General features: G+C 55.2%; 19 protein-coding genes. 5 read left to right on the top strand and 14 right to left on the bottom strand.

Annotated features, from left to right (window positions below; genetic code table 11):
- Positions 1 to 85 precede the first annotated feature (85 nt).
- The 4 genes from rbsK to mobB form a co-directional block, all read right to left on the bottom strand.
- Complete coding sequence (rbsK, locus tag PAE68_RS04255; protein WP_281884407.1) at positions 86 to 1006, bottom strand: ribokinase; 921 nt, start codon at positions 1004 to 1006, stop codon at positions 86 to 88.
- A 171-nt stretch (positions 1007 to 1177) separates the two neighbouring features.
- Positions 1178 to 3511, bottom strand: coding sequence for a lamin tail domain-containing protein (locus tag PAE68_RS04250; protein WP_397379386.1), 2334 nt, complete (start codon positions 3509 to 3511; stop codon positions 1178 to 1180).
- A 189-nt stretch (positions 3512 to 3700) separates the two neighbouring features.
- Positions 3701 to 4339, bottom strand: a complete 639-nt coding sequence (mobA, locus tag PAE68_RS04245) for a molybdenum cofactor guanylyltransferase (protein ID WP_281884404.1) — start codon at positions 4337 to 4339, stop codon at positions 3701 to 3703.
- Positions 4332 to 4913 carry a molybdopterin-guanine dinucleotide biosynthesis protein B gene (gene mobB / locus PAE68_RS04240; RefSeq protein ID WP_281884402.1) on the bottom strand — a complete coding sequence of 194 codons (582 nt, stop codon included), beginning with the start codon at positions 4911 to 4913 and terminating at the stop codon, positions 4332 to 4334. Before mobB ends, mobA begins: the two co-directional genes overlap by 8 nt.
- A 178-nt stretch (positions 4914 to 5091) precedes the next feature.
- Here mobB and PAE68_RS04235 point away from each other — a divergent pair, with 178 nt between their 5' ends.
- A complete protein-coding gene (locus tag PAE68_RS04235) occupies positions 5092 to 5448 on the top strand; it encodes an aminoacyl-tRNA hydrolase (protein ID WP_281884400.1) in 357 nt (118 codons plus the stop codon).
- A gap of 61 nt (positions 5449 to 5509) precedes the next feature.
- Here PAE68_RS04235 and PAE68_RS04230 read toward each other — a convergent pair whose 3' ends face one another.
- Positions 5510 to 6736, bottom strand: coding sequence for a hypothetical protein (locus tag PAE68_RS04230; protein ID WP_281884398.1), 1227 nt, complete (start codon positions 6734 to 6736; stop codon positions 5510 to 5512).
- A gap of 134 nt (positions 6737 to 6870) precedes the next feature.
- Complete coding sequence (locus tag PAE68_RS04225) at positions 6871 to 7542, bottom strand: pectate lyase (protein WP_281884396.1); 672 nt, start codon at positions 7540 to 7542, stop codon at positions 6871 to 6873.
- Positions 7543 to 7784: 242 nt separating this feature from the next.
- Here PAE68_RS04225 and PAE68_RS04220 point away from each other — a divergent pair, with 242 nt between their 5' ends.
- Positions 7785 to 8084 carry a hypothetical protein gene (locus tag PAE68_RS04220; protein ID WP_281884394.1) on the top strand — a complete coding sequence of 100 codons (300 nt, stop codon included), beginning with the start codon at positions 7785 to 7787 and terminating at the stop codon, positions 8082 to 8084.
- A 63-nt stretch (positions 8085 to 8147) separates the two neighbouring features.
- On the opposite strand, the gene PAE68_RS04215 is transcribed toward PAE68_RS04220, so the two are convergent.
- Positions 8148 to 8669 (bottom strand): metallophosphoesterase, encoded by a 522-nt coding sequence (locus PAE68_RS04215; protein WP_281884392.1) that lies wholly within the window; start codon positions 8667 to 8669, stop codon positions 8148 to 8150.
- A 200-nt stretch (positions 8670 to 8869) separates the two neighbouring features.
- Between PAE68_RS04215 and PAE68_RS04210 the strand changes: the two genes are divergently transcribed.
- Positions 8870 to 9199: a DUF4870 domain-containing protein gene (locus tag PAE68_RS04210; protein ID WP_281884390.1), complete on the top strand. Its 330-nt coding sequence runs from the start codon at positions 8870 to 8872 to the stop codon at positions 9197 to 9199.
- A 203-nt stretch (positions 9200 to 9402) separates the two neighbouring features.
- Positions 9403 to 10722, top strand: coding sequence for an IS4 family transposase (locus PAE68_RS04205; protein ID WP_281884388.1), 1320 nt, complete (start codon positions 9403 to 9405; stop codon positions 10720 to 10722).
- A 217-nt stretch (positions 10723 to 10939) separates the two neighbouring features.
- Here PAE68_RS04205 and PAE68_RS04200 read toward each other — a convergent pair whose 3' ends face one another.
- A complete protein-coding gene (locus tag PAE68_RS04200) occupies positions 10940 to 11386 on the bottom strand; it encodes a DUF1284 domain-containing protein (protein ID WP_281884386.1) in 447 nt (148 codons plus the stop codon).
- A gap of 85 nt (positions 11387 to 11471) precedes the next feature.
- Positions 11472 to 12020: a histidine phosphatase family protein gene (locus PAE68_RS04195; RefSeq protein ID WP_281884384.1), complete on the bottom strand. Its 549-nt coding sequence runs from the start codon at positions 12018 to 12020 to the stop codon at positions 11472 to 11474.
- Positions 12021 to 12220: 200 nt separating this feature from the next.
- Here PAE68_RS04195 and PAE68_RS04190 point away from each other — a divergent pair, with 200 nt between their 5' ends.
- Positions 12221 to 12436, top strand: coding sequence for a hypothetical protein (locus tag PAE68_RS04190; protein ID WP_281884382.1), 216 nt, complete (start codon positions 12221 to 12223; stop codon positions 12434 to 12436).
- Between the two features lie 96 nt (positions 12437 to 12532).
- Here the strand turns inward: PAE68_RS04190 and PAE68_RS04185 are convergent, their stop codons facing one another.
- The 5 genes from PAE68_RS04185 to PAE68_RS04165 all read right to left on the bottom strand — a co-directional run bounded on the left by PAE68_RS04185 (position 12533) and on the right by PAE68_RS04165 (position 17479).
- Positions 12533 to 12871, bottom strand: a complete 339-nt coding sequence (locus PAE68_RS04185; protein ID WP_281884380.1) for a L,D-transpeptidase — start codon at positions 12869 to 12871, stop codon at positions 12533 to 12535.
- A 178-nt stretch (positions 12872 to 13049) separates the two neighbouring features.
- Positions 13050 to 15017, bottom strand: coding sequence for an ATP-dependent DNA helicase (locus PAE68_RS04180; RefSeq protein WP_281884378.1), 1968 nt, complete (start codon positions 15015 to 15017; stop codon positions 13050 to 13052).
- A gap of 119 nt (positions 15018 to 15136) precedes the next feature.
- A complete protein-coding gene (locus PAE68_RS04175; protein ID WP_281884376.1) occupies positions 15137 to 15559 on the bottom strand; it encodes a hypothetical protein in 423 nt (140 codons plus the stop codon).
- A 277-nt stretch (positions 15560 to 15836) separates the two neighbouring features.
- Positions 15837 to 16382 carry a glutathione peroxidase gene (locus PAE68_RS04170; protein ID WP_281884374.1) on the bottom strand — a complete coding sequence of 182 codons (546 nt, stop codon included), beginning with the start codon at positions 16380 to 16382 and terminating at the stop codon, positions 15837 to 15839.
- A gap of 89 nt (positions 16383 to 16471) precedes the next feature.
- Positions 16472 to 17479: a LacI family DNA-binding transcriptional regulator gene (locus tag PAE68_RS04165; RefSeq protein WP_281884371.1), complete on the bottom strand. Its 1008-nt coding sequence runs from the start codon at positions 17477 to 17479 to the stop codon at positions 16472 to 16474.
- Positions 17480 to 17498 lie beyond the last annotated feature (19 nt).

Here is a 17498-nt window from a genome sequence, read left to right as displayed (position 1 = left end):
CACAAAAAAGCCGCTCCCCCGCTCCTATGAGCTTCGGTGCAGCCTCTCCTTGCTACTTCCTACTATTAAAGAGTCACTGTCTTGCTTACGTCCCTTGTCTAAAAGCAGCAATCTCGTGCCACATCGGAATCGATTCTTGCGCACCACGTCTTGTCACAGCTAGTGCTGCTGCTGCTGACGCTGCATCAAGCGCACTGCGAGCCGACTCACCTCTGGCACGCGCAGCTGCGTAGACACCGATGAACGTGTCCCCGGCCGCTGTCGTATCGACCGGCTCGACCTTGTACGCCGACTGGACCAGCGTTCCTTCCTCACCCGCATACACGGCCCCCTGTTCACCGAGCGTCACGATGACGTTGCGCACTCCCCGAACGCGAAGCCGCTCTGCCACAAGCAGCGCTTCCTCAGGCGTTCGAGCCTCTGCACCACTGATGACCGCCGCCTCCGTCTCATTCACCACGAGCGTATGGACGAGTCTCAGCTGCTCTTCTGGCACATCCGTAGCCGGAGCCGGATTCAGATATACAGGTACGCCTGACTCCGCTGCCAGCTCAAGTATACGCACGTTGACGGCCCACGGAATTTCATTCTGCAGCAGCACAGCCGATACTCCCTGCAGCAAGCCTCGTGCTACAGCTTGTTCAGCATCCTGATCGGTGAGCAGGCCGTTCGCCCCTTCCGAGAGGATGATGCTGTTCTCCCCAGACCGACTCACCGTGATGAAGGCCATCCCCGAGGTGACTGGCTTGCGAAGCAGATGCTCCGTGCTTACTTGCCTTCGAGTGAGCTCCTCCAGCAGACTGCTGCCGAAGCCATCGTCTCCGACCGCCCCGAGCATGCGCACCTGCGCCCCAGCCATCGCAGCTGCGACAGCCTGATTCGCCCCCTTGCCTCCCGGGTAGTAGGCGGTCCCCCAGCCTCTCACTGTTTCGCCCGGCCTCGGATGCTCGTCTACCTGGTTCACCATATCCATATTCAAGCTGCCGACTACTGCAAGCTGTGCCATGAAGTCCGCTCCTCTCTAAGCGTTGTGTTGCTATTCGATTTCGAATTCCTCAGCTCCATCATAGCTTACGTTCACCTTGGATGCACGCCATCAAGCATGAAGAGAGCTGCCCCATTCAGGGCAGCCCTCCTTGTGAAGCTCTGCATTCGCATCGTAGACGCGAGGTTTCGCTTAGTTCGTAACCTTGAACTCGTCGATATTCAGACGTGCACTGCTCGTTCCAGCTACTACGATCTTGAAGCGAACTGAGCCTGACTCGTTCACTGCAATCGTCTTATCCGTTAACGTCGAAGTCGCCGTCACCGCACTCGTCACATCGGTCCATGTCGAGCCGTTGTTCGTAGACTTCTGCAGCTTCCACGTTGCACCGCTGTCGGAACCAAAGTTCGCGACCTTGAGCGTAACTGTCGTCGCACCGTTCACGTTGAAGTTCATCGACATCGAGCCCGCAGCCCGCAGACGCGCGGATTGTGTGCCTGTCTTCTGATCCGTCGTGAGGTTGCCAATCAGAGCGTTGTCGAAGTACCACGAACCGGAAGCAAGCGTCACATTACCCGCCGTGTATGCTCCCTTGCTGCCACTCTCGAACGCTTCATTCAATGTAACGGCTGCTGCCGCTGTTACCGTGACGACGAAGCTATCAGACACGCTGCCGCCCTTGCCATCATTGGCTGTAACCGTAATCGTAGCCGTACCTGCTGCAAGCGGGTTGATATTCAGCAGCTTGCCGCTAACTGATACTGTCGCTACGGAGCTGTTGCTCGTCGAAGCTGTCAGCGTCAGCGTATCGCCGTTCGGATCGCTGAATGTGCTGGTTGCATCAACGGTGAAGGTACCGCTGCCAGCTGTTGCCGAACGATCAGCGATTGGCGCTGCTACGACAGGAGGCTGGTTCGCAGGAGCAGCAGCTGTATGGGAGCCGAGGTATGTCGCTGTGTTCGATGCATATACCGCCCACTCGCCAGAGCTGTAAGACGTGCTGCCTACTGCTACGGAGTTGTTACGCACGAGCGTCTTGTCCGTACCGAACGATACGCCAGCTGTGCCGACGACATCGATCGCCGCACCGTTCAGCTTCAGCGTAACCGCATCGTCACCGTTAAACGCGATCGAGGAGCTCGTAGTATCAGCCACTGCCAAAATGTTGCTCGCCGCGCTCGGATGCGCGACGACATAGACATCGCCTGCTGCGAGTGTACCGTTCAGTGCGATCTCAGTCGACGTGTTGGACTGAGCCAGCGTGTAGCCGCTCAGACTGATGGAAGCACCTGTGCCATTGTATACTTCGATGGCCTTGTTGTAGCTGCTGCCTTCGATATATTCGGAGATGAATACGCCTGTGCCATCACCCGTACCGCCGCCACCGCCAGTTGTGCCGTAGCCGTAGGAGCCTGGCTTGAACGTCGAGCGATCCCACCACTTGTAGCCTGCTGCTGGCGCGGACCACGGCTCTGCCTGCGGCTCTGTCGACGTCTGCGGCGTCTCCATCGCGAGCAACGGAGTCGGTTGGTCAAGCGTCAGCCCTGGTACTTGGCTGAAGTTCGTATAGCTTTCCTTCGTGGCCAGCCAGTTCACCATATTCACAAGCAGAATGGCGTCATTCTGCTCCTTGAAGCCGTCATACGTCTTCTTCGAGGAGCCTGTCTCCTCGCGTGTATACTTCGGTGTAATATCTTCAACTGGGGAAGAATCGCCAATAAAGCCTGCCTTACCTGCACCCAGCTTGGATACTGCTACGTAAGGACCCTCTGGTACGCCGCCGCCTGCATAGACGCCCTGATCGACAGCAGGACCCCACTTCGCGCTCGTCGAAGGCAAGTACACGATCCCCTTCGCCTTCTGCGGATCGATGACCGCCAGTGTCGAGCCGGCATGCATCGCAACCGACGATACACCAGACGTAATGCCGAACGCCTGGGAAGGTGTTACGACCTGAGTCGCATTCACATCACCAAGTGCGTTATAACGGAAGCGAATACCGAAGTTGGTCGCGAGCCAATCCGAGCTAACGACATCCTGCATCGCAGCCGAGTTGCGCTCCTCGGTGCTCATTCCCTTGCCTGGATCGGACCATGCACCGCGACGGTAGCCGTTGAACGCTTCAGACGAATCCCAACGGTTCTTGTTACGGTCCGCATTGTAATGGTCGGAGACGAAGAACAAGCTTCCTCCGCCTTGCACATACTGCACAAGAGCAGCCTGCTCGCTCGTCTTGTAAGGAATATTCGCCTCCGGAAGCACGAACACGTCGTAGCCCGCCAGATCCGCCGTCGTAATCGGCGTCGTCTTACGCAGCTCCTTCACGTAATAGCCGTTATTCGCCAGCGCATTCGCAAAATCAGAGAATGCTCCGTCAATAACCCAGTCGGCAGCTCCTGCCGTTTGGCCGTGCGTGTTGTCGAACAGCACCTTCTTGCCGTTCGGTGTACCTACAGGCTGAATGACAGGCGCTGGATCCTGCGGTCCTTCAGCGTAAGACGGTACAGGCAGCAGGATGGCGGACATTGCAACCGCTACTGCCACAGAAAGCGACGTCAGAGCACGGACATGACGACGATTCAAATTCATAAATTTCCCTCCCAGAATAATATCGGTCAGGTCAGGCTCCTTATTCCGCTGCTTACAGCAGTTGGAACCTACCTTCAACCTTGTCTATTCTAGCATAGGAAACTATTAGAAATTGATAAGATTTGTTTAAGATAATGCCGCCTCCACGCAACGCCTGTAGCCTTCCTCATCATTGAAGCTGTCTACTATACGCGTCGCAAAACCGGCCTCCGTCAGCTCCTGCTCTGTTACATACAACGCATGAATGCCCCCCAGCCAGCGAATGAGTCCGGTTCGCTCCGACTGCAGCGCCTCCGTCATGGAGGACAGGCATTCTTGACGGTACACGCCGTGGAGCGGATGCACCTGTCCATCGATGCGCGGCACAATCGCCAGCACCTCCATAGGCTCAGCCTTCAGCCGTTCGAGCAGCCAGATGGCCGCCTGTCCCGACACGAACGGCATATCGCTGCCTACCGCCCAGTAGTAGGGCGTAGAGCCATGAGCGAGCGCGGCGTGCAGCCCGCTCATCGGCCCTCTGTGCGGCACAACGTCGCGAATGAGCTCCGCACAGGCCGCTGCTGCGTAAGGCCGGAACCGCTCCGGCTCGTTATCAACGAGCAAGCGGCGTCTGCACACCTGACTCAGCTCACGCAGCGTACGGGCGATCAACGGCTCGTCCGCGATCGGCATGAGCCCCTTCACCTGCCCCATTCGCTCATTGCGACCACCAGCGATGATGACGCCTGTCAGCTCCTCGTGCCTGCTGGTCAGCTCCTCACGCATGCGTGTCGCCTCCTGTGCTTGGCTGCGAAGTACGGCTATTGGATGCCGAACTGGGACCGGCAGCCGCATGCTCCTTCGCCTTCTCCATGACGAGCTCAAGCAGTTCCTCCGTCCGGTCGATCGACACGACCGGTACTCCACTTGCATGCGGCTCAACCGTCTCACTAGGCAGCCATGTCGCGATAACGGCAGCCTGCCGCACCTGCGACAGGAGCGGTAAATGCGCCTCCTCGCGGACGATGACGATTTTCGGATAATCCGCATGCTTGAACCCTTCGGCGACGACGACATCGAGATGCGATAGCCGCGCAATCAGCTCAGCAAGCTCAAGCGACCGCTGCTCCATGATGAAGGTGCGACCTCCTTGATCAGACGTAATGGCGACCGCCTCAGCCCCGGCTTGCCGATGCTGCCACGTATCCTTACCCTCTAGATCGAGCTCGAAGTCGTGAGCATCATGCTTGATCGTGCCGACGGTCCGTCCCTGCTCGCGGAGGAGCCGAATGAGCTTACAGACGAGCGTTGTTTTTCCGCTGTTTTTATACCCCGATACCAAGAATATCGCTTCGCTCATCGTTTCTGGGTCCCTTCTGCTTGTTTGACCTTATCATATATGATCACACCACTTGTATGCTATCCTGCAACAGGGCAGGTCAAGCCTCGGTGTTGCGTCCCGTTTGAGTTCAGCATCCACAAGCCGCTATAATAGGAAGAGTATGCCACTACTCATCTCAGGGAGGTACGAGAGGATCATGGAAGCTACGATTACCGATTATGTACAGTATTATGTGGTGAACGACGAGCTAGAGATGTCTGCAGGCAAGATCGCCGCACAGGTCGCCCATGCTGCAACGACCATGACCCTGCATGTGCTTCTGAATGAGAAAGCGAATCACGACGCCTTCCAGGCGTGGCTGCAAAGCGGACAAAAGAAAATTGTGCTCAAAGGAACCGAGCAGGAGCTGCTGCGCCTGTCTGGCGAAGGCTACTTGTCGATCCGGGATGCCGGTCACACCGAGGTGCCCTCCGGCTCACTGACCGTCGTCGTCCTGCCGCCGATGGAGAAGTCCGAGGCGCGCGCACTTACCTCCAGCTTCTCGCTATTATAAGCTTCGATGACAAGCAAGGACCCGCTAGGCGCTCAACCGGCCTTCGCGGGTCCTTCTTCAGCTAGGAGGGCTGCTTCGGCACCCTCACCCACTCCGAGCCGCTGAACGACCGGAAGTGATACCAGACGTCGCCGTTGCCTGCGTCCCACTTCTCGAACGCCTGCACCTGCTGCGGCGCGTAGAAGCCGGGCGTATGAGCCATCTGCTCAGTGCTCGGATACGCGTACGTTGCCATATCTGCCGTCAGCTGAATGGACTCATCGGTCGGCACGATCCCCTCCGGGCGCTCCTTGCGGGCAAGCTCCTCATGTATCCATTTCACGCCATACGGCGTCTCGAGACTAATCCACGGACCTGTCGCTTCCAGCGCCTGATACGTCCCCTTCGGCAGCCACTGCCCGCATGGCTCTCCTATACCGAGCGGCCCAGTCGAGCAGCGCGCCTCTGTCTTCAATTCATAAGGAGCTTGGATGACGCGGTAATGCGTCCACACCTTCCCCTCCTGCGGGGCTACCCATCGATCACCCTGTGCCAGCTTCACCCTGTACCATGTCGTACTCCACGGCCCGAAGCCTGTGACATAGGTGGCGCTTGCTTCGTAGGCGCCCGGCGCAAGCGCCAGTCCTTCGGAGGATTGTGCATGCGGAAGCAAGTAAGCAAGCTCCTGCTGCTGCAGCTTAATCGAGTAGTCGCTCGGCTGCGGTGTAATGTCCTCGTAGATTGGCGGGTTGTGCAGCCACTTCTCCCCCATCCATGACGTCTCCACGCGCACCCATTCCGCCTGTCTCAGCATCATGGAGGTCACCGAGGAGAAAGACTTCGGACGAGTCCACAGCCTTGCCGTCACACGCACCTGCTGCGGAGCAAGCCGCTGACCGGTATCGGTCGTAATTCGCGGCTCATCGTACAGCCTCGCCTCCCCCATTAGCGTCACGTCCTGCTGCACCACGGTGAACGATCCGTACGCGATCGCATCCGTGTCCCTCACCCACTTGTCGCCGAGCCAGGTACGCACCTTGACCCATAATCCTTCCTTCGTCTCCACGATCACTTGATCCTGCGTCTGACCATCCTTCAGCGCAGGCTCGACATTCTGATACGGGGCCACCCTCCCAACCGACCGATGAGGCGGGTAAGGGTTGTCATACAGATGCACCTGCTCGAGCGGCACCATCGTTCCGATCATGCTTCGCGTCGCACCCGCGACCTCGGGCCACAGCATGCCTGTGAAGCCTGTGGCTACCACAGCTATGACCGCAACCAATCCTTGTAGCGTCCACTTTGTCATCGTACGCCACCTCCCTTTATTGATTAGACTCCATATTTGGATAAAAGTTACACCTGCTAGCAGTAAAAAACCCGCCGACGATGCATCGGCGAGTTCTTACCTAGGCTTAGTTATTGTGGCGAAGCTTAATCAACTTAGTACTGTGTGTTGCCGGATTGAGTCGTCTTGCCGGAAGCGAAGCCCTTGAACAGCGTCGGCACCTTGGAGTAACGAGTGTTCTTGATGCTGCCTGTGCTTACGCTAGCGTCTGTGCGCAGGATCGAATCCTTCACGTTCGAGATGTCGCTGTTCTCAACGAACATTTCGGTCTTGAACGTGGAGCCGCCCAGCTGACGAACCAGCTTACCTATGTCATCAGCGCGGAAGTTTTTGATGATGATTTTACCAGCAGCGTTCAACTGGAACACTTTGTCATATGCCTTGTATGCAGAACCGCCGTTGATAGTAACCGTACCGCTCGACTTCAGCGTCAGTGCATCCTCGCCTACATCCAGCCAGTGTACGTTCGTGATGTTGCAGCTGCCGTAGCAATGTACGCCGTCAGCCGCTGGTGCACCGAGCTTCACGTTCTTCAATGTAGCGCCATTCTCAAGACGGAATACTGGCTTCTGGCCTTCATCCTGGCTGCCGTCGCCGAGCGTGCTCGCATTCGCTACATAAGTGTTGTTCGCGCCGTCGTACGTTTGCCCTGCTTTTACAATAATAGTAGAATCAACCTTGACTGTTGCAGCCTGTGCTGGGACGACTGCGATTGCAGAACCTGCGAGCATCAGGGACATCATCACGCTAACGACTTTCTTCTTCATTCTGAATTCCTCCTTAGAATTGGGTAAGATAATGGGTGGTGCATTCCTTGCAAGTCCATCTGGCAGGTCGTTTGCTCACCTCCTTGTCTGTACACTAGCACGTCCGATGAATTGTTAAAATAATCCTTAGCTAATATTAATTGCGTTTCCAATGGAATGATTATTGGAAGCGTTCATGATTAGGAACACGAGCCACAGCTAGCATACTTGATTATTTACGTGTAAAGGGATGATCATGGACAATGGCGTTTGGAGTTAACCGCGAGCAATTGGCCGCATGGAAGGAAAAGGTCAGTCTAGGTGAGATCGCCTATCTGACACATTATTGGATCGATGACCGGTTCCCGGGCGTAACCTCGGTGACGAAGGTCGGCTGCGCCGATCTGGAGCGCCTCACCGACTGGTGCACTCGGCACGGACTGTCACCGCGGTACATTCACCGACGGGCACCCTATCCTCACTTCGATCTGATGGGGGCGAAGCAGAAGGAGGTCCTGCTGCGTGAAGGACTGTACGAGCATATGGAGAGGTTTAGGCTGTGAACGTAAAAAACCACAATGCGACTAAGCGACGCATTGTGGTCCGATGTTCATACCGTCTAAGCCCTACTCCCCTTGCTCCTCGCTCGTCACGACAAGCTCGCGAATCGTCTCGAACCGAATCGGCTTGTACTGCCAATGCTCCACGCATACGTTCACATACTGGGGGCTCTCGTACTTCTGACCATGAATATGACCATGAAGGTTCACGTACGGCATATGCTTATTCATATACATCGGCTCGTGGGAGAGGAAGAAGAAGCCCTCATATACGATGGGATGCTCGCTGACCTCCTGAAAGCCGGTCTCCAGCCACCAGCTGCGCGACCTCCCCCGGTCATGATTGCCCATAATCAGCACCTTGTAGCCGTTCAGCATCTCCAGGATCGCCCTCGTTCTCTCCTTATTCAGAAAGGAGAAGTCTCCCAGATGATACACCTTATCCCTCTCGCCTACCGTTTCGTTCCAGCGCTCGATCAGCTTCGAATTCATCGTCTCCACGTCGGGGAACGGTCTAGACTCGTAATCGATAATACCCTGATGTCCGAAGTGATGGTCGGACGTCACATAGACGTGCGGTTTCTGCATGCGAGGCTCCACTCCTTATTATAAAGGTACCGCCGGCGATCGTACATTGAGCACCAAATTTCGACGAATTCTACAAATTTATTCATAAAAATGTGTCATCCTTCACTGAATGTCTCCACATCCCGTGCGTATAATGATAACAGCTTGAGCCGGTTGAGATGCACCGGCTTGTCATGAACACGTTAGGAGAGTGAATCATTATGTCAATGAACCAAGAAGGTTGGACGGCGTCTGACGATATTCAGAAGAACAAGGGAATAGCGGCCGTTGCGTATATCTTATTCTTCGTTCCGCTATTAGCTGCCAAAGAATCCCGCTTCGCCCGTTTCCATGCGAATCAAGGACTTCTGCTGCTGATCGCTTGCTTCGCCGCCAACCTTGTGCTTGGCCTCATCCCCATCATCGGCTGGCTTATCGCTCCGCTGGCCAACTTGGTCTTCTTCGTCTTCGCGGTGCTCGGCATCATCCGTGCCTGGAATGGAGAGAGCAAGGAGCTGCCTCTCATCGGCTCCATCCAACTGCTCAAGTAGCCTCGCCCGAGGCTGCACAAGAACAGCACAGCCCCCCGGCTATGCAATGTCATTAAGTTAAGGCGCAGAGCCATATATCAAGAAAAAGAGCAGGTTATCGAATAGATAGCCCGCTCTTTTTCTTTGCACAAAACGAAAAAAGACTTGACAAATAAGCGAAGGTGTGTATCGTAACCCCTTGGAAATACGAGGAGGTTTTGCCCATGCATGCTTACGAGAGTTCACTAAAAGAAACGCTGACAACCCTCATTCGAGAGATGTCAGCGGCACCAGCGCCTTATGTCAAAAACCCAGAAAAAGACTTTACCCGGAAGAAAAAACTGCCCTTCGAAACGATGATGCAACTTCTGATCTCTATGGGAGGAAACAGCATATACAAGGAGCTCTTGGAATCACAAGGTTATGACGTAAACACGGCAACGACTTCCGCTTTTGTCCAACAACGCAATAAAATTTTGCCTTCTGCTGTAGAATGCTTATTTCACAAATTCACTCAAACGTACAAGGATATCAAGGATTACCGCGGGTATCGATTACTTGCCATTGACGGTTCGGATTTACATATCGCAACGGATCCGGCTGACAAGAACAGCTTCTTTCAAAGTCAACCGGGCACGAAAGGCTATAACCTCCTGCATTTGAACGCAGCGTACGACCTATGCAACAGACTATACGTGGATGCTCTTGTCCAGCCAAGAAGACTAAGTAACGAGGGAAGGGCATTGGCAACCATGGTTGATCGTTCGCCGATCAAGAGCAAAACCATTGTGATCGCAGACAGAGGCTATGAAAGCTACAACAATTTCGCGCATATTGAACGTAAAGGGTGGAACTACATCATTCGGGTAAAGGATTTGGATTCCAGCGGTATTCTGTCTAGCTTACGTTTGCCCGACAGTGGAGAGTTTGATCGATATATCCATCTGACACTTACCAGAAAACAAGCCAAAGCGTTCAGAGCTTATCCTGGGTACAAATTCCTTCCGTCCAATTCTACATTTGATTTTTTGGATTTGCATGAAAACATGATTTACCCGCTATCTTTTCGGGTTGTTCGTTTCGTCCTGCCTGACGGGGCTTATGAAACCGTCATTACGAATCTTTCTGCCGCAGAATTCCCACCCGATGAACTTAGATCCCTTTATCACATGAGATGGGGCATTGAAACCTCGTTTAGGGCATTAAAATACACGGTGGGTCTGACGAGTTTCCACGCAAAGAAGCAAGCATTCATCGCCCAAGAGATTTATGCAAGAATGATTCTCTACAACTTCGCTGAAATGATGACCTCGCACGTCGTCATTTCGCAAATGGATAAACGGCATTCATATCAAGTCAATTTCACGGTTGCCGTTCACGTTTGTAGACAATTCTTGCGCTCTCGAGGCGATGAACCCCCGCTCGATGTAGAAGCGCTGATACGCAAAAACATTTTGCCGATTCGACCCATTCGCCCGGGACAAATGAACACGCGCAAAATCCGCTATAAATCAGTTGTCAGCTTCGTCTACAGAGTAGCATAATACGATTCATATGAACACTTTTTTAAGCGGATTATCTATCCGTTTGTTTGCTATACCTATTTTTCAGTCTTGCAACAAAAAACAAACGGCACAGGGATTTTCCCTATGCCGTTTTGGCTTCCATTTTCTTTTCCGGTTTAGTCTTTGAGATTAACTTAATGACATTGCCCGGCTATGCTGTTCTTTTTATTATTGAGCTAGGCGATAGATGCAGCCACTAGGTAGAGCGAGCGACCGGCGGCAGCGGCTCGCCCGCTCGCACAAGCCGCACCCCTTCGCGGCAGACGCCGTACGGCTCCCATGGGCACGTGCTGCAGATCGAGCTGATTGCCTCTTGCTCGATGTGCCGCGCGACGGATCTGACAATATTTTTCCACCTATGGCGGGTTCCGATACGTAGACCGAGTCTAGCGAGCACATCCTCGTCCCGCTCGTGCACCGTGCCCTCGCAATGTGAATGCTGATCCTTCGGGTAATAGGCGCACAGGTCGTCGGGTCCTCCGACCAGCTCGACCCATGTGCCGGGCTCCTGCCGCAGCGTCTCGTAGATCGACGTCATGTTCGTGCAGAACTCCGCCGAGTACCCCATGCCCCGGTAGCCTAGCAAGCAGAGCAGATGATGCCCACGCAAGCGCAGCACCCGTCTTGAATTGTCCGGATGCATCGGTCTCCCCCTTCCCTCTGAATGACTGGCCGGGCTTCACCCATGTCACTGTATAGAAGAACAGCTCCCCGTATGCTAGGACTGCTTAACGAACCGCCTCGAATACGTACAGCTTGCCGTTCTTCGGCGTGCCGAGCCTCGGTCCCTTGAAGCCGCGCCTCACCAGCTCCTGACGAAGGTGCATCATGAACGCGGCGTGACTAACGATCAGCACGTTCCCGTCCCCTGACGCCATCACTCGGTCAAGCACCGCGTTCACCCGCTTCTCGACGTCCGAACGGTTCTCCGCATAGCACTTGTGGCTGAATAGCCACGATATTCTCGCGATCATCGCCCACAAGAGGAACGGCAGCCTGAACGGAGACAGCTGCTTGAAGTCGGGCATCTGCACCTCGCGCAGCTCCTTCAGCTGCACGACGGGGCCTGCATATATTTTACTAGCTGTCGTAATCGCTCTCGACATGTCGCTTGCGTAGCAGCGATGCCAGTGAATGCCCTTCAGGTCTGTATCGCCATCCTCTACGGTAGACGTGTCATATTCCTGGAACCACACCTGCAGCTCCTCTGGCGTCAGCCAGCCGGTGCTCGGCAATCCCTTATGTACTCTGAAATGTCTGACCAATCCGATCTTCATTCCGACTAACCCTCTCTGTTCGCTCATGCGCTTAAGAATTCATACACTCGCGGCCCTATGTGCCTGCAGTTCTTATTGTAGCACAGCCCGTCCGGAAAAAGGGACGCTTCCGCTCCATTTTGTCGACAATGCGTCATGAGCTAGGGTCAAGCGCTTCAGCATGCTACAATAGATGAAGAAGGAATTAGGAGGGCTTTTACATGTCACACAACCGCAAGCTGGTTACCGATTCGGAGTTTCAAGAGGCGATGGAGCGTAAGTTCACGATTCGAGTGTTCCACCATGATCACGTCGTCGATTCGGGATGCGTCATCATTCGCTTCGACGACAGCACGATCGTGCTGCAGTCTGGCGTCAGCGAGCTGAGCTACCGAAGCCGGGACGATTGTGAATTTTTCGGAATGAAGCGAGGCTAGAGCGTCACGCAGAAGGCCTGCGGCCGACAGCCTCGCGTATCCCGCTTCCGTAAGTATGAGCGAGAGGCGAGGCTTCGGGCCCGGCGAGAGAGACGTCTAAGGCCGAATCGTCACCCGATCGCCGATGTTCATCAGCTTGGATAAGGCGACGACGTCGGGATTGTACATGCGGACACAGCCATGCGACGACATGTGGCCAATCGAAGAAGGATCATTCGTGCCGTGGATGCCATAGTGCGGCTTGGACAAGCCCATCCAGAACGCCCCATAGGGGCCGCCGGGGTTCGGGGCCTTGTTCACAATTGTAAACTCGCCGACCGGCGTCTCGGTCACCATACGGCCGATGCCAACGGGAAATGACCGGATGACGCGGTTCTGCTCGAGCACATGCAGCATTCGATCCGAGAGGTCGATAATGATTCGATAGGGGGGCATCGCTCTCCCTCACTTTCCTCATCATATTTGACGTACCCTTCATTGTATTCCGCATGGAAGCCGGGCGTCCGTCTGTCAGAAGAGGCAGCTCCACCCACCTCACCCCTTCACGCATACAGCCAAAAAAAAGCTGCTCCGCCTGCACCGATCTCTCGGGCTTGCGAAGCAGCTCTATCTGTTAACGGGCTTGCAGTGGAAGCAGCGCATCCTGCAGCACGACGCCCTTCGGCAGCAGTGCCTCAACCTGGCCGCGCAGCTGTGCCGATTGGTGCAGCTCGCCGCTCAGGATGGCGATGATGCCCCGGTCTGTACTCGATCGGATGAGCCGACCGATGCCCTGTCTCAGCCTCAGCAGCATATACGGCAGATCGACCTCCTCATACGAGGAGCGCGACGACTGCCGCTTCGCCATGAACACCGGGTCCTTGGGCGGGAATGGCAATGACCAGATGATCACGTTCGACAAGGACGGTCCCGGCACATCGAGTCCTTCCCACAGACTAGCCGCGCACAGCACACTCTCCTCATCCTCTTGGAACAGCTGAATGAGATCGCTCACCTCCCGATCTCCTTCGTACAGCAGACGAAGCGAGGTCAGCTCCGGATAATAAGCCGCCTCCCGCTTGAAGCGGCCGAGCTCGTCCTTGTCCGCGAACAAGATGAGCGCACGACCGCCGGAATGCTGCAGCAGCTGAACAGCTGCCTTCATCTTCTCCGAGAAGGTGGCGCCGTAGGTCCAAGTTGGGGCGAGCACCTCCAATTGCGACGGGTAATCGTAAGGAGAAGCTACAGAGAACGACAAGTACGAGTCGACGCCGAGGTTATTCGCCAGCAGCTCGAACGAGCCGTCGACCGACAGCGTCGCGGACGAGAAGATGATCGGAATGCCCAAGGAGAACACATGCTCCCTCAGCACCTCCTTGACCGTCCTCGGCATCATGACGAGCGTGAGACCATTGACCGCCTCAGTCGCCCAGCAGATGAGCTTATCCGGCTGCTCGAATAGAGCAAGCGCCTTCTGCATCATCTCCAGATGCTCCTCGACGATCCGCAGGTGATAGTCGTTCAGCGAATACAGCTCGCTCTCGAAGACCAGCTCATCCTCAATGACGGTGAGCACCTGCCTTAGCTCCTGTACCGCTGTCAGCAGCGGCTCCTCCAGCATAATCTGCTTCCGCTCCGAGCCGGGAATGGTAACAAGGTGCTGCTCCAGCACGTCGAACATCACTTCGCTGCGCTCGATCGCCTCATCGATCTGTACCGCCAGCGACTCGCGAACCTCACCCTTCAAGAGACGAATAATGAGCTCCTCGAATACGACATGCTTCAGCTTGTAGGTCAGCGCCTTCTGCGCCGCGGCCTCAAGCAGGTGTCCTTCATCGAAGACAACCGCACAGTGGTCGGGCAACAGCGGCAGCTGTCCTTCCCGCTTGCGCCCCTCGCTCGTCCAGACATGCTCCATGTAGAAGTCATGCGAGCAGATGATCAGATCGGGCGAACGCCGATAATGCTCACGCGACAGCGTCTGTCCGCAGCGATGCCGCTTCTCGCAGGCGAAGCAGTCCTGGAAGGCGTCCCAGCTCACCCGATACCATTGCTCATCGCTGAGCTCCGGGTATTGCTTGCGGTCGCCGTAGGCATGGAACGACTGCAGCGTGTCACGCTGATGGACGAAGTCCGGCAGCTGCTCGTGAAGCTCCCGGTACAGCTCCGGCTCTGTGTAGCCGAAGCGCGCATCGTCGAGCTTCACAAGACAGACGTATTGATCCGGTGACTTCGCCAGTCTCGCGTCGATCGCCAGCGCAAGGTGGCGCATCAGCTTCGCGATGTCACCCTGCGGCTTCACCAGCTGCTCGATCAGCGTCTCGTCCGCACAGGCGATAATCGCAGGCTTGCGGTGATAGCGGGCGTAGCAGAGCGCATAGAGCAGGTAGACGAACGTCTTGCCCGTCCCGACACCGGCCTCTGCGAACAGTGTGCGCTTCTCAGCGAACGCCCGCTCCAGCTGGAACGACATATAGATCTGCTCATCGCGAATATCGAAGCCAGCCTCGGGGAGGTGCTCATAAAAAACATCGGCCACCCATTCCGCTACCTGCGGGATGAATGGCTTGGAATGATCGTAGGCAAACGGGTACCGATCCACTTATACTTCAGCCTCCATGGCGTAATGTTTCTACTAAACACGTAATTATGACACGAACGAGGCTTGAAAGCAAAGATAGAGCATCCAGCTGCACCATGCGCCGCGACTGGCGCTCCTGCTTACAGCTTCGCCTTCACGAGCTCCCACAGAGCGTCGCACAGCTCGGCAGCTGAAGCGGCAGTCGTGTCATGAGTATCCGCAGTGCCAAAAGCAGCCGATGCGTCGGAATCGCCTGCTTCATCGGGACGGTCAGAGCCGTCCGTTGTATCTGTATGCGAGGCCGAGACGGCTCGGCTTACGTGCCAGCGGCCAGCTGTCCAGACCATCGTCAGCTTGGTGTCGCCCGATTCCGCCTGCACCATCTCCAGCAGCTGGCCGACGCTGTACAGCGGAAGCGCTTTACTTTTATTCACACCGTTCAAGTAATAAATCATTTCTTCATGTCCGCTAATGGCGATATATTCGCCCTCCTGAGGCGTCCAGCCTTCACGGAGCTTCTCCTTCTGCTTGTCCGTCAGCTCGCTGACGTGCTCTAAGGTCATACGTTGCTTCATATTGCCGTTACACGAAATGAACTGTGACTTCGCCGCGCAACGGGTTGTCACCACCTTTACGTAATGTCGACTGGCTTGCAGCATGACTTCATTATAAACATAATTCGTCAAATTATTGAAATATTCCTGCTGCTGCCTTGTAAATATCGGTGCCCCGCGCCATGCGCACACGATGCGCAAAATGCCCCGCAAGGAGCGGGGCATTACGGAAGAATGATGTGAAATCAAACTTGAATCAAACTACTGTATCATGCAGCAGCACTCTTTACAGCAGCGCTTCGATATGCGGCTCCACATCAAGCAGATCGGTCGTTGATTCGAAGCGATTCACTACGTTGCCTTCCCGATCGATCAAGAACTTCGTAAAGTTCCACTTGATCGAATCGCCTACCATATACTCGGGATGCTTCTCTCGAATAAGCTGGAACAATATTTTCGCGACGGAATGCGTTTCATTAAAGCCCTGGAACGGCTTCACGGATGCGAGATACGTAAAGAGCGGATGCGCGTCAGCGTCACGCACGTTCACCTTCTGGAACATCGGGAACGTCACGCCGTAGCGCAGTGTGCAAAAGGTATGTACATCATCGTTCGTGCCAGGCTCCTGGTCCGCGAACTGATTGCAAGGGAAGCCGAGAATAACAAAGCCCCGATCCTTGTAACGATCGTACAGCTTCTGCAAGTCCTCATATTGATACGTGAAGCCGCACTGGCTTGCAACGTTGACAATGAGGAGCACCTTGCCCTTGTAATCTTCCAGAGAAACCGACTTGCCTGCCATCGTTTTGGCTGAATAGTGATAAACGCTCATGTGAATGTCGCTCCTCCTCTGTGATTGTAAGTCTATCGCTATTGCTAAATTAGTATATCGCAAGAGCCACCTGCAGACCAACAGTCCTATTATTTCCTGCAAGGACCACAGGAGTGACGTACGATCAGCTCGGTCGGAACGACCAGCTCAGGCGGCGAGAAGTCCGGATGATGGATCAGCTCATGAAGCATTCTGACGGCCTGACTTCCGATTGTGCTGCAGTCTTGACGTATAGTCGACAGCGGCGGCTGCAGATGCTGCGCCAGCTCAATATCGTCGAAGCCCATCACCGATAGATCGTCGGGAATGGATAAGCCAGCCTCCTTCGCCGCCTCCATGACCCCGAGCGCGCTCATATCTGAGCTACACACGACGGCCGTCGGCGGCTCGGCTAGCTGCAGGAACGTTTGCATCGCCTGATAGCCGCTTTCCTTCGTAAAGTCACCTGTCGCGATGTAGTCCTGTAGGTCAGGAAGTCCCTCCTCGCGCAGAGCTTGTCGGTATCCCTCCAGACGAAGCTTGCCGACATACGAATCGAGCAGACCAGAGATGAAGGCAATACGCCGATGCTCGAGCCCCGTCAAGTAGCGTACAGCCTTCTTCACGCCGTCGATATTATCTGAGGTGACGAAGCCGGCGCGAGGGCCGGTCATGTCCATATCAATAAAGATCGTCGGAATGCCGGATTGCAGCATCTCTTCGAAATTCAGATCGTCGCGCTGAAAGCCGAATATGATCACGCCCTCCACATTACGGCTCAAGCAATGTCGAACGAGACTGTATTCGGGATTCCAGTCGATCTGGGCCAAATAGATCAGGTCGTAGCCGGTATCCTTCAGTGCGCTCTCCATCCCGACCATCAGATTCACGAAGAACGGGTGCGTCAGTCCTGTTGTCAGGAACATGCCGAGCGTCATCGATCGCCCTTTGACAAGTCCGCGTGCCGTCGAGTTCGGAATAAACTGCTCCTCACGAATAATGTCGAGCACGCGCCGCTTCGTCTCCGGACTCACATTCGGGTAATTATTAATGACCTTCGAGACGGTTGCGACCGAGACACCGGCTGATTTGGCGATATCACGAATATTGCGAGCCATGCTTCACCTGAGCTTTCCT

The organism is Paenibacillus sp. YYML68, assembly GCF_027923405.1.
Classification (GTDB): domain Bacteria; phylum Bacillota; class Bacilli; order Paenibacillales; family NBRC-103111; genus Paenibacillus_G.
Note: the sequence above shows the minus strand (reverse complement) of the source record. Positions and strands in the feature narration are given on the sequence as shown.